The following is a 13,060-nucleotide window of genomic DNA, read 5'->3' as shown; positions in this document are numbered from 1 at the left end:
TGACTAAAGCCAGAGGAAGTTAGATCAGTATATCTAAAATTTTAGTTTTGATTTAGAGCAACTCTTAATTGACTCAGCAGATGATTAACTGCGGTAAAACTTGGGTTTTTCGCTAATGCTTGCAGAACTACCGGGCTACTTTCCAGCACAATTTGATTATAGGCGTTCAGAGCATCATTCAACTTATTAATATCGACATTCCGGTCTGCACCTGTCAGTTCACTTAAAGCATTGACCAGTGACGTAACCGGTGATGGTGACACTTCTAAACTGACTATAGAAGACTTGACCTGATGTATATTATCTTCACCCTGTAAGATATATTGAATGGAATCAGATGGGGTATTTTTCGCCAGACTTGCACTGAGTAGTTGATCGAGAACTGTATTCAAATTATTCTGAACTTCTGGGGTGATTCTCAAAACTGTTCCGGAAGCATTACCATTATTAACAACTTGGACATTAACCCCGCGTGCCGGTACAATACCACCCATTGAGGAAGCAGAATCTATACCAGTTCCCGGTACTATCTCCTTATCCCCAATTAAAGAGGCCGAATCTGCAGAACTACCCGGTACAATCTCCTTACCAGCATAGGCTCTATTAGGCGCAGCCGCTAGATAAGTAAAACAAGCCAGTGCTACCGCCAAATTTAGCAAGAATGTTTGTTTCTTCATGATTTCTCTGGTTGGTTGATGAAATTGCTTAAAACTTGAAACTGTAACCTGCACTCAGCGCCAAACCTAACCCAGTATCAAAATTACCAGTAATGTCTGTTACCACGCCATTGATAACTATGGGACTGTTCTTGAAAGGAGCAATAGACACACCCATATTTAGACGATTTCCCGTCCAGCTACCGACTAGGGATGCTTCAGGTATGACTCTTAAACCTAAACTCCCGAAAATATTACCATTATTACTCTCTGCTACTCTTCTTGCACCTAGAGAACGAAAACCGCCATTACCAAAACCCACAGAAACAGTCAAAGGTAATTGATGATTTGGGTTGTCTGGTTGTAGTATAAATGCCCTAGTAACTACTCCATAAATGGTATTTTTATTGTCGGAAGATTCTCCCCATTTGATAGGATTTGACCAACCCACGGCTACAGCTGTACGGTCAGGTAAGTATTTGTGGAGTTTTAACCCCATATAGCCGCTAGTCCCCACATCAAACTCTCCACCTTTAAGATAAGTACCTCCGGAACTGGCAAAGTTAACATTAACTTCCAACCCTACAGATTTCAATGGATCTCCTAACCCAAAACCAGCGGAGTAAGAACCATCCAAAAATCCATCGGAATTTTCCTCTAAAGGGAAAAGTAAACCAATACCAACATAGACTTGACCACCACTCGCACCATATCCAGAAGGAGTACCTGCTGTTGAACCCGGTAAAGCCCTCCGAGGTTGAGGGTTGATTAATCTTTCTTGGGTTTTGATGATGGGATCAATTAATAGTTCTTGGCGTAATGTATTACTATCCCTAGAAATATCCTCCTCAGGTAATGGAAGTTCTGCCCCTGTAATCAATTCAGGTTCTTGTTGCGACAATAAATTAACTAAATTAGTTAACTGTGATATTTCTTCTGGTGATTCTCCATAAATATTATCGTGCTTATATGTCAATAGGTTTTGACTTAGGTCTGTTTTGCTTTCTAGTACATTCTTAGATGAAAAACCCAGATAATCAACAGCAGAATTCCTGATTTTTTCCCGTTCAATTTTAACAGCTAAATCCTCACCGTTAATTGTGTTTAATTTAGCAAATATATGAGTTTTTTCTGATGTTAACGATCTGTCATTTCGGCTGATATGTGAGTTCCTATTAAATGGGTAAATTGGTAATTTTTTGCTATTTTCACCCGAAAAACCCTGATTTATTTGATTGGCTAAAATTATCTTTTTCTGTGCATTATCCGCCGCAGATACAGACCTGATGGTAATAGCAGTCAACATGAGCAAGAAACTTAATAAGACTGTCCCTAAGTTGCAAAAAACATAGTCAACTTTAATAGATTTACAGATGTCATTACTATTGCTGGTTTTTTGTATCTTATACATCACAATATTGGTGAGATATTTACAGCATATTGCTTTGTTTGTGATCACAAAGGCATGATGAACTAGCCCTGAGCATGAGCGGCGCGTTTCGTAGATAAGCTACAGGTTCATAGATTTAGATAGACTAACACAGATAAATCTGTAATTTATTGATATCAAAAATGTTAGATTAATCTTTATTTTTTGTTAAAAGTAAATTTATATAAGCCTGGTCATCTGTATTCAGATTGATATTTTTGTAAGGGCTGATTATTTCTGTAGTGGTGGTTACCCAATTTCTTATATAAATGTCTGGAAAAATCTGCTGTAATTTGTCGAAACCCTAGTACAAAAAGCTTTCTAGGGGAGTGTAAAGGGAAAAAATAGAAACCTAACGCCAAGAGCGAAATATAACCCGTCCTGGAGTTTCCTCTTGATTAATGCGCGCATACACCCGCAGACAAGTTAAAACTTCCCCAGGAATACCACCACAGTTAAGTTGGAGGTCATCTTTAGAAAAAGAACAAACATCGGCATAAAGTCCAGATAACTGCCGAATCCGCACATCATAACCCAGATTTAGCGCCCTTTGAGCCATTTTTTTTAAAATCCGTCGTGATTCTTGCTGTAAATTACCCCACCAGGAATAACGCTCCACGGGTGGGATAAATACTAGGGAGTGTATGGCTTCATCTATATCTATCCAGGCACGCAGACTTAATAACTCATCGGAGTTTGACTCGGCTTGTTGCAAACGCTGCCAGCGATCGCTTAAAGTATTTATATATTGAGTGCGTTGTTCTGGCTGAGAGTGCAAAGGCATAATATCAAAGGTAAATACACTCTTTAAAGCATGATGTAAGTCTGGGTCTATTTCTGTAAATCTCAGGAACAGCTGTACAAAGCCAGCGATACAATATAAATTACCATATTGGTCAGTTGGGTTAACTCCGGTATTTAATAAGGCTGTCTCAGACAAGGATAACCCCGGCGCTGTTACACTCCCCTTGAGTCCGGGATAAATTATTTCATCGCGGCTAAAAGGAAGTTCAGCAAGGTTTAAATCATCTGGAACTGCGCCTACTTGTTCAGCTAAATCTAAGGCGCGCTGTCGCCAAGCTGTGGCGATATTCTCTGGAACTCGCAGCAGTTGGCGGTGAATTTCGTTCCATAGGTCAGCATCGCTTTGGCTTTGTAGTTCAGCAGTACCTAAATATAACTTCAGTTCAGCATCAGCATTAAAAGCCAATCGCAAATGATCCAATTTTAATTCATTTTTTGGGAGGGATATGATTGCGATCGCCTTCTCTGGGGTCAAATCTGGGGGTGGTTGCAATAAACCGGAAATTTCCTCTAATAACTCCTGACATATTTTAGTCCCAGGGTCGAGGGGAAATTCTGTCATAGCTTGAGTTAAAGTCGCCTCTAGTCCATGTAAATTACATTTAAGTAATTTAGCTAACTCTGAATTTTTGATTGCCAATAACTGACGTAATTGCTGCATGAATAATAGTAAACTAATGATAGCCCCTGCTGATCAACCAGAGGGAGCAGGAGGTGGAATATTAACATTAACAAACTCAGATGCTCCCGTTAAAGTATCTACTCAACAGAGGAAGTTTAATGTACACCACAAAAAGGGTCGCGTTCTTTATCGACTTCGTTAGGTTGTAGTTCTAATTCGGCGCGATAAACACATCCTGGTTGTTTAAGACATTCTTGACTAGTTGAAGTCCAATAGGGAACTTCACCGGCGTGTATTCTCAGAAAACCTTGATTATCAAGAGTCACGTAATATTTACAAGGGTAATCTGTCCCCACATCTGGTTTACTTAAAGCGCCGATACGTATCCATTTTTTGGTGTTAGTTGTAGGATCTGTTTGATAAATATAAAATGTGTGCTGATGACTGTGGGGAAAGGGAGGTAAAGGATTACTTACTAAACCCGGTTGTGAGTGCTGTTCCCCATGATGGACATAGTGAAATTCTCGCAGAAATTGACTATTATCTTTTCCTACTTCAAAAACTAAATGATAGGCGTTCGGCTGGTCAACAGTTGCTGACTCGAGCACATTGACTGCAATATCACCATCATTTAAGTTGTGCTTAGGAGATTCTAAAGCGATATTCCACTTTAACTTACCATCAGCAAATAGGGCTGCTGTTTCTGAAGCTGCTAATAGTGCAGCACCGACATCAATACCAGGAATGTCAATTAAATAATGGGGGTTACCTTGACAAAGTAAAACGCTAAATTCTAGAGTTTGGTCGATTTCAAATTGAACCTTGATTTTTTTGAGGAAATCAGTTTCTGACATCCCTAATTTTTCCATGAGGTTTTTACCGTCAAAGCTTCCCCACAGTCGTAGGTCTCCTTCCTCATAGTCTTGACGATAAATAATATTAGTTAATTGTATCCCTTGCCATTCTGTGCGTACTTTGGCGACTGTTTCTGTGGGAGTGATTTGATAAAGTTCTTGTCCAGCTTTGAAGATTGTTAATAGTGCGTTGCTTTGGGTCTTGCGTTTGAAGTTACAAGGTAGATAATAAAATAGATTTTTGACGTCTATTTCTAACTGATTTGCTCCTTTACGCAACAATTCCTTAGACTCTTCCGGGTCAAATCTGAGTCGGCGGAGTTTCTCAGCGTAGCAAGCACCGGCGGAAGTGGCGAGTTTAGTAAATTCCAAGACAAAGGTAATTCTTTCTGGGTTCCAGACGAAATAAGGGGATTTGCTAAATTCTTCGTAGATGTAGCGCTGTACTAATTCGAGGTTGCAAGTTTTACCAGATAAAATCAACCAGTCAACTTTATGAGTATTCCAAGCATCTATATTTTGCCCATGGAAACCTAGGCGACTTTCCATGAGTCCTTTAGCGATACCAATTCCCTCCTTAATAGTGGAAGCTGCGGCGCGTTCAAATTGTTCGCTGTCGATGATGAGGCTAATATTATTAGGGTTAGTAATTTCAAATTTAATTCCACTTTGAGTCAGAAGTTCAGAAATTTGACTTTCGGAAATACTAAAACTTAAAAAAGGATGCTCTGATTTTTGCCCCAGTTTGAGTTTAGCGGCTTCAGCATAATCCCAGAGGGTGTAAAATGTTTGTAGGCGTTGGGGGACTTGTTGCCATCTGGTGGGTAATACTTTCTCTGCGGTGTCTAGGGCGTCTTTATAAGCAGCATCACCGTCGGGGTTTTCCTTATCTACACATTTTAATAAACTGCCACTTTGAAATTTTCCTTGTTCAAGAAAACGTTCATTTAGTTCTGTATTAATTAAATCTTCTAACTTTTCGCTTTCGATGTCACCTGTAGTTATTGCTGTTAATAAAAAGTCCGCGATCGCTACTTTTAATAATCTAAATATTCGCAGGGTAATTAATTCACCGCCTAACTGTAAATGACCTGATGATCCTAACAGTTTGGGAGTGAGTTTATAGTAACGTCCTCCTAATCCTCTATCTTCATGGTCTGCAAAGGTAGGGGTATTATCTTCTAAAGTCAATTCAATCAAGGCTAAGTCTGTGGTTCCGCCGCCGATATCCAAGACGAGGACATTTTGTGACCATTTGTTTTCGACTTGACGACAACGGGTTTTAAATGATTCAATGCCAATATTGAGATTACCGCCAAATTCTCGCCATAAAAAGAAGATTGCCACTGACACAGCTTCATCATAAGCGGTTTGTACATCATCAATACCCAACTGTTCCACTAATTCTTTAACTTCCTTACGCACTAATGGGGGAGCAACGGTAGGGTAAGTTACAACAGCTGTAACGAAATCTCCCTCAGAAAACTTGCGCCTAGCGCGTTGGCGGTAATCTTCGGTTAAATCGATTAAATGGGCCCAAGCTGCTTGGATCAGTTGGTTAACATGAATTATTTCTTGCTGATTATCTAAAATCACCGGGAAAGTGCGATCTTGTCCAAAGTAGCGCTTGGGTGAGTGGTGAAATCTGCTGATAATTTCTTTTAAAGAGACGCTGTTACCTTGGGCGATGGCTTTTTTGCGGTTATCCCTGGCTTCTCTACCCATACGTAGTTCTAAATCTATCAGGCTAAAGATTTCCAATTCGCTGGGTATTTCTGTATCACGGCGATTAATATCTAAGACGACAGGGATTAAGTTTTGCGATTCTAAAGTAGGTACACGAAATACCTCATGGTATATTTGGTAAAGTTTTTTGCTAGTCGCCCGCCGGAATTTTTCACTGTTACCTAGACATAATTCTATTTGGCGAATGGCTTCTAAGAATCGCTCTTTTTGGTCAGTTTCAAAAACTGATGCAAGATTATAGGGTTCTATTTCTAGGTGTTTGCTCACATCAGCAATAAATTTCTCCCATTCATGGGGGTTGACCTCGGGTAAAGCTACCGATGGGGGGGAGCTCAACCACTCGGCCAGGCGATAGCGTAATCTGATTTCTTGTTCTCTGGGTAAAATTTCGGCGATGGGAATCTCAATAGGATCAAAGAGTGTGACTGTAGAATTGGATGTACCAAAATCGAGTGCTAACCATCCGGGAAATCTTTTTTGTGGTTGGTTTTCAATATAGGGACTAGTTTCTATGGGGATAGTGATGGCTTCGGTCTCAATGATTTCTTGATCATCGATTAATGGTGACCAGAGATAACACGAAGCTTCAGCTTCCCGGGGTTCACAAAGTAGTGGATCTCCTAAAGGATCAGAGTCGAAATACTCAACGGTCACTACCAAAGTGCAGTTAATGGGTTTTCGTAAAGGACGAGTTACCTTACAAGGATATTGCTCTAATTGACCGATTTGGGAAATTTTAGGAGTTACAGAATCAAATGGTTTATATGCTTTTTTAATTTGGAATGCTAATTCCTCTGGGGTACCGGTAACAATGCAATTAATTCTGGCAATGTGAGGGACATTATCCCCAGCTGCTATCAGTTGGATGGTGGGTAGTTCCAAATATTCGTTTTCCTTAATATACACTTGAAAATTAGGTGGTAGCCGAATTTCTACAGCCATTTCTTTCTCCTCAAATTAATCATAAATTGCCAGGTTTAACTGAGTATCTGTGGTCAAGACTGAGAATGTACCCTAATACCTAGAAATCTCCACAATACTAAACTCTTAAAGTCTATATAATCAAGGGTTTTTGGCAACTGTTAAATTCCCGTATTGATAAGAAATTGTGGCAACTTCTGCGAGAATCTGCAACCAATGGGGAATACTAACTTTAGCTGGAGAATTCCCAGCCGCAATGTATCTGAGTAAAGCCTCTTTTTTAGAAATATTTTGCAAACTGGGAATAATTTGATCTAAAATACCTGCTAATTCAGTGTTCACCTGCTGATTGATTTCGCTGACATATTGCACCAAATGCAGGCTAGCAGTAGCAATGATTTCATCTCGTAGTCGCAATACCAAAAGTTGGTGATTACCTGTTCTGGGTAAGTCTGGACTTTTCTCAGGAGACCAGTCAAAGATTTGACCAATATTGTGTTTTTCATCTCTACGGGCTAAGGGGAAGATCATCTCTGGTGCAACTGGTTTTTCTTTGCTGTTGATTTCGGCGATAATTGCTTCTAACCATTGATTAGGGTCGCATCCTAACAGCAATTTGTAGAAGATATCAGCTTCTTCTATCCCAAATTCCCTCTCAATATCTTGTTCCATTTCTGGATTTAGATTATTCTGTAGATAATCCGATTGTGGGGCTATCTGCTGAGACAATTTATTTAATAAGTCTGCTACTGCTTGATGAATCCGTTCTCGGGCAAATTCTTCTAATTCCTTGATAGTTTTAACGAAAGCTGGATAAAAGTCTTCACTTTTTGTAGGTAGGCTGCTATTAACTCTATTACCTCTGTCAAATAGCTTACCAGCTGCTCCTTTAAATTCAGCAATGGTAATATTACCATTGTTGGCTTTATTGAATAGCAATGTCCACTCGTTCCAATTGACTATTTTAAATGTGAGTTCGTCTTTGACGACATCACTGACAACATTTCCCCACCGGTCTTTGAGGGGTTCTTTAGCCAAAGTTTTTTGAAAATTGCGATAGGTTTTATCTAAGCCTTCGATAGCAGAGCGCAACTCAATTAGGTTGTGAGTATCTGCGGTGGGAATACCTTGCTCGTGAATTTCGTTAATGATATTGTTGAGGTATTCTTGTTGTATCATTAAATTCTCAGCAGCTCTATGAGTATCTTCATACAGTTGTTTGACTCCGTGATTGGCTACATGATTTTGAATTAATTCTCGCAGTTTGGCAACACCACCATCTTGGGCAAAGTAACTTAGTTGTGTACCTAAATGGCTTCTTGGGTCAGATTCTAGCAGACGAGTGCTTAATAGTTGCCATTTCTGTTGCGATCGCTTGGAGCGTTCGAGATAATCAGGATAGTCTAAGGTAGCTAAAAATTCCGGTGAACCTGCTTTAACTGTACTAGAACGTTTTGCTAACTCAGCTAGTCCTAGTAGTGGGGATAACAAAACCATGCGGTCTGGTTGAATTATGAATGCACTAGCAGCATCAATGGTTGTTTGCAGAACTTTCAATTTACTCAAAACATCGTTTTCTGTTAAAGGTTGAGTACTGGCGATGAATTGGTCAAGTTCTCTTTCATAACCTTGACTATCTAAGGGGAGCTGATCAAAACGACCCACACCCACTAAAATTAAATCTTTCAGGTCTTGTCCTGGGCGCTGCTGCTGCATCATGGTAAAGATTTTATTGGCGCGATCGCTTCCAGGGGTTTTAGCATTTAACAGGATTAAAATTGTCTGTACTTCTGCTAGTTCCCGCAGTGACAAAAAGGTGTCCCTAGCTCCTGAATTAGCAGCACCTAATCCAGGAAAATCTAAGATAATAAATTCCGAAGCACCGCTAAAATCCCAGATTTCCCGTGATATCTTCACTTCAATATTAACACGGTGGATCAGCGAGAAACTGTTATGTAATAATTTAGTCGTGAGGTTCTGGGGTGGGCTGGGTAATCGAATATGAGATGGAGGTAAGTCCTCAAACCGAAGAGTTTGGATAGCTAACGGTTGTTCAGGTAGCTGTAGTCCCTCCCGGGCGATGTTACCATCAATTTGATAGTGGACACCACACATTGCTTGCCCATATGCTTGATAAGTGCGAAGGAATAATACTAACTCTCGTAGTAAATAACGTAATTCTAAGTTTTTGCTACTGTTCCATGCTTCTTCGCACCAGTTAATAATATCTTTGCCGGTCTTTAATTTTGACATGGGTATAGGTGGAAGTCCAGCTGCGCTACTGCGGCGACTGGCTTCGTGCAACATGAATTGCAAACACTCATTCACCCCTTGATGAGAAAGATACTCTATGGTATAATTGTTGGCGTGAGTAGTTACAAAGCCTGACTGGGGTGACATATGCACGGCTGTAACATTACCTGTAGTTGGGTTCTCACTAATTGGTAAGGCATCAGCATACCCAATCAAGCTACCTAAAAGCAAAGTTTTGCCGCTACTGAATTCTCCCATGACTCCAATTTTCACTGGAGATGTGGCAAGTTGTACAGTTTTCTGTGCAGCTTCTCGGATCCGCGCCACACAATCATCTAGTTTAGTGGGTACCCAATCTTCTTGTTGAGAAGGGTATTGGGGTACTGATTCCAGTTTTTCCAAGATAAATTGTCCGTAGGCTTTAAAACAATCTAATTGTTCTATTTCCATAGAAATTGTTCCCATCTGGCATTAATTTCTGTCAGCTTTATAACATAAAAAAATCTCAACAGCAGATATTAATAAAAATTTTTATGATGAGATTTTTTATGATGATCGGACTATTTATTACTTGGGATAGATTAATGATACGGAGTTAGACAATTCCTAACTGGATGCTCATTGAAAAACTTCAAAATTCCACAAAATCCCCAAAAAATCAAGATAGTCGAGGTAAAATTCACACCTATGAAATTACTGGACTCTATGACCAAATATCTATGTATAGGTATGCCATGAGATTTGTAAGATGTTTATACTCTAAGAGGATGTTTGATAAGTCATGATTAGTGTATCAACTATTGTTTCACCCCACCCTAACCCTCCCCTTGTAAGGCTATTCATTACTCACATCTTTCTTAACAATCTTGAAACATTTATGTGGCAATGGTTTCAACGCTTGAAAATTTCCCTACTCTTGACAAAATGTACCTTATTGTTCTTGATAAAACCCTTATTTTATTGAGAATCATCAACGGAGGATTAAGGTTTGGGGGTTTGCGAGCGATCGCTCTCACGAATGTTAAGAAAGATCCGGGTAATGGATAGCCTTGTAAGGGGAGGGGACTGGATTTTATTGTTTCGGAGTGTCCCCCATTCCCTGCTCCGGTGCTCCCTGTTCCCTGTTCCCTGTTCCCTAATATAAAAATTACCTGTTTAATACTTTCCAAACATCCTCTAAGAAAGTGATTTATCTGACAAAATATGACTTGTGAAAAGAATTAAACAAATGCTGCGGGGGATCTCTGGGTAAGCATGAGACAAGAATCACCTTGATTTTAGAGAGGGAGGGTCTACGGGAATACTAGGATAATTTTACAATTTATACATTTATGTGGTAGATTTAGTTGCAGGATACTATATATATTGATTTTGTAATTTGTTTAGGTAAGAATTTAATGGGTGCACAACGATGATTTATGAAGACTATGAAACAGTTGAGGCAGTAAATGAACTATTGAGGAAAATTAGAATCAAACAGAGTCAATTAAAAGTTGCCCAAACATCTAATCTGCTTTACACCTGTAAAATATTACAAAATCAAATATTAGAGTTACAGCAGAAATTATGCGATTCAGAAAACCCGGAAATTGCAGCCCTAATGAGTTTATTAGATGATTAAATGTGAGGATAATCAAGACCAATAATATGCTAGAACAAAAGCTGAGGCGTTGGCATGATGTGATTACCAACCGTCCCCATGACCCTCAAGCTTATGTGCAAAGGGGGATGGTTCATTTTCAGCTAGGAAATATCAATGGTTCTATTGCTGATTTTGACATGGCGGAAAAACTTGATCCGCGTTTAACACCATATTTGTGGCAGAGGGGACTATCATATTATTATGCTGGTAGATTTGCAGAGGGCGTTAAACAGTTTGAGGCAGATTTAACTGTTAACTTCCAAGATGTGGAAGAAACTGTTTGGCGCTATCTTTGTATTGCTCAAGCTGATGGTGTTACTGTGGCGCGTGAGTGTTTATTAGAAGTAAAAAATGACCCGCGATTGGTGATGGGCCGGGTATATGATTTATATGCGGGGCGCTGTTCTCCCGATATTTTAATTCAAGTCAGTAAAAACGCTAATCAGCGTAATATTTTTTATACATATCTCTATGTGGGATTATATTTTGAGGCGGAAAAGCAACTGGAGTTAGCACAGGAATATATTAATCAAGCGGTTAGTACTAAGATTGATGATTATATGTGGTATGTAGCTTGTGTACATCAGAAGTTGCGAGCAATACAGGATCATGTGAGTGATTGCAATGAGAGTCAGGGGAATTATCAGGGATGATATCTGAGGATATCTTGAATGGAGTTGTCAAGATATTTATATTATTTTATAGAAATATTGATTGCTGGCGATCGCAGGCGCTGCAGAACAATGTATAATTCTTCCAGCCATCTCAGAATCCAATATGAATAATCAAAGCAAATCAGTTGCAAGTAGTGGTTAATTAATGGGATTTTAATATTCAAATTAACCTAAGCTGTGATGACTATGAGACTTGACAAAGATGATTAAAATCTTGCATCTTGCGGATATCCACATGGGGAGCGGTTTCTCCCACGGGCGCATAAATCCGGACACAGGACTAAATACACGTTTAGAAGATTTTGTCAAGACTTTATCCCGATGTATTGACCGGGCACTACAAGACCCGGTAGATTTAGTCTTATTTGGCGGTGATGCGTTCCCAGACGCTACCCCAGCGCCATATGTGCAAGAAGCCTTTGCTAGTCAGTTTCGCCGCCTGGTTGATGCAGATATTCCTACAGTGCTGTTGGTGGGGAACCATGACCAACATTCTCAAGGAACGGGAGGCGCAAGTTTAAATATTTACCGCACTTTAGGGGTGCGGGGGTTTGTGGTGGGTGATACTTTAACCACACACCATATTAATACCCGTAGTGGTAAGGTTCAGGTGATTACTTTACCTTGGCTAACTCGTTCTACGTTGATGACCCGTCAGGAAACTAAAAATGCTTCTTTGGCTGAGGTGAACGAAATGTTAACACAACGTCTACAAGTGGCTTTAGAAGGAGAAATTCGGCGCATTGACCCTGATGTTCCGACTGTGCTTTTGGCTCATTTGATGGCTGATAATGCTACTTTGGGCGCTGAACGTCTTTTAGCGGTGGGGAAGGGTTTTACTTTACCTCTATCTTTGCTGACGCGACCTTGTTTTGATTATGTGGCTTTAGGACATGTTCACTGTCACCAGAATTTGAATAAATCGAATAACCCACCTGTGATTTATCCGGGAAGTATTGAACGGGTGGATTTTAGTGAGGAAAAAGAAGATAAGGGCTATGTAATTATAGAGTTGGCGCGGGGAAGGGCTAATTGGGAATTTTGTCCTTTACCTGTGCGAACTTTCCGGACGATTGAGGTGGATATATCCACAGCAGATCATCCTCAAGCTGCTTTAATCAAGGCGATCGCTAAATATCATATTCAAGATGCTGTAGTGCGGTTAATTTATCAAATCCGCTCGGAACAGATGGATGTCATTGAGACTGCTGCTATTCATAAAGCTTTGAGTTTAGCTCACAGTTATACAATTAAAGCAGAATTAGTCAGCCAATTGGCGCGTCCGAGAATTCCCGAATTAACCGCTAGTAGCAGTATTGACCCTAGGTCAGCTTTGCAAACTTACTTAGATAATCGTGAAGATTTAAAGGATATTGCTGCATCTATGTTAGAAGCTGCAGAAAAGTTACTCGCAGATGATGTGGCTGTCTTTTAATGCTGGGGGGATCGCTGTGTGCTT

General features: G+C 39.9%; 8 protein-coding genes. 3 read left to right on the top strand and 5 right to left on the bottom strand.

Features of this window, described 5'->3' with window-relative positions; genetic code table 11:
- Positions 1-41 precede the first annotated feature (41 nt).
- The 5 genes from IM676_RS15355 to IM676_RS15335 all read right to left on the bottom strand — a co-directional run bounded on the left by IM676_RS15355 (position 42) and on the right by IM676_RS15335 (position 9,735).
- Positions 42-677 carry a hypothetical protein gene (locus IM676_RS15355; RefSeq protein WP_200987691.1) on the bottom strand — a complete coding sequence of 212 codons (636 nt, stop codon included), beginning with the start codon at positions 675-677 and terminating at the stop codon, positions 42-44.
- Between the two features lie 28 nt (positions 678-705).
- Positions 706-1,962, bottom strand: coding sequence for a hypothetical protein (locus IM676_RS15350; protein WP_225880381.1), 1,257 nt, complete (start codon positions 1,960-1,962; stop codon positions 706-708).
- 475 nt (positions 1,963-2,437) lie between these two features.
- Positions 2,438-3,550 carry a hypothetical protein gene (locus tag IM676_RS15345; RefSeq protein ID WP_200987689.1) on the bottom strand — a complete coding sequence of 371 codons (1,113 nt, stop codon included), beginning with the start codon at positions 3,548-3,550 and terminating at the stop codon, positions 2,438-2,440.
- Positions 3,551-3,666: 116 nt separating this feature from the next.
- Positions 3,667-7,053 carry an acetate and sugar kinases/Hsc70/actin family protein gene (locus IM676_RS15340; RefSeq protein ID WP_200987688.1) on the bottom strand — a complete coding sequence of 1,129 codons (3,387 nt, stop codon included), beginning with the start codon at positions 7,051-7,053 and terminating at the stop codon, positions 3,667-3,669.
- A 120-nt stretch (positions 7,054-7,173) separates the two neighbouring features.
- Positions 7,174-9,735 carry a P-loop NTPase family protein gene (locus IM676_RS15335; protein WP_200990233.1) on the bottom strand — a complete coding sequence of 854 codons (2,562 nt, stop codon included), beginning with the start codon at positions 9,733-9,735 and terminating at the stop codon, positions 7,174-7,176.
- A gap of 961 nt (positions 9,736-10,696) precedes the next feature.
- On the opposite strand from IM676_RS15335, the gene IM676_RS15330 reads away from it, so the two are divergent.
- From IM676_RS15330 to sbcD, 3 genes are all read left to right on the top strand, one after another.
- On the top strand, positions 10,697-10,906 hold the full coding sequence (locus IM676_RS15330) for a hypothetical protein (RefSeq protein ID WP_200987687.1): 210 nt from the start codon (positions 10,697-10,699) through the stop codon (positions 10,904-10,906).
- Positions 10,907-10,932: 26 nt separating this feature from the next.
- Positions 10,933-11,580 (top strand): tetratricopeptide repeat protein, encoded by a 648-nt coding sequence (locus tag IM676_RS15325; protein ID WP_318780255.1) that lies wholly within the window; start codon positions 10,933-10,935, stop codon positions 11,578-11,580.
- Positions 11,581-11,803: 223 nt separating this feature from the next.
- A complete protein-coding gene (gene sbcD, locus IM676_RS15320) occupies positions 11,804-13,036 on the top strand; it encodes an exonuclease subunit SbcD (RefSeq protein ID WP_200987686.1) in 1,233 nt (410 codons plus the stop codon).
- The last annotated feature ends 24 nt before the right edge of the window (positions 13,037-13,060 follow it).

Origin of the sequence: Anabaenopsis elenkinii CCIBt3563 (genome assembly GCF_015245355.1) — a bacterium.
Taxonomy (GTDB): domain Bacteria; phylum Cyanobacteriota; class Cyanobacteriia; order Cyanobacteriales; family Nostocaceae; genus Anabaenopsis; species Anabaenopsis elenkinii.
This window is presented reverse-complemented; position numbering and strand designations above follow the sequence as displayed.

What these genes read in the sequence shown, in the direction of transcription:
- IM676_RS15345 (WP_200987689.1), bottom strand. Translation starts at nt 3,550, where the DNA reads ATGCAGCAATTACGTCAGTTATTGGCAATCAAAAATTCAGAGTTAGCT.
- IM676_RS15325 (WP_318780255.1), top strand. Translation starts at nt 10,933, where the DNA reads ATGCTAGAACAAAAGCTGAGGCGTTGGCATGATGTGATTACCAACCGT.
- IM676_RS15355 (WP_200987691.1), bottom strand. Translation starts at nt 677, where the DNA reads ATGAAGAAACAAACATTCTTGCTAAATTTGGCGGTAGCACTGGCTTGT.
- IM676_RS15330 (WP_200987687.1), top strand. Translation starts at nt 10,697, where the DNA reads ATGATTTATGAAGACTATGAAACAGTTGAGGCAGTAAATGAACTATTG.
- IM676_RS15335 (WP_200990233.1), bottom strand. Translation starts at nt 9,735, where the DNA reads ATGGAAATAGAACAATTAGATTGTTTTAAAGCCTACGGACAATTTATC.
- IM676_RS15340 (WP_200987688.1), bottom strand. Translation starts at nt 7,053, where the DNA reads ATGGCTGTAGAAATTCGGCTACCACCTAATTTTCAAGTGTATATTAAG.
- sbcD (WP_200987686.1), top strand. Translation starts at nt 11,804, where the DNA reads ATGATTAAAATCTTGCATCTTGCGGATATCCACATGGGGAGCGGTTTC.
- IM676_RS15350 (WP_225880381.1), bottom strand. Translation starts at nt 1,962, where the DNA reads ATGTTGACTGCTATTACCATCAGGTCTGTATCTGCGGCGGATAATGCA.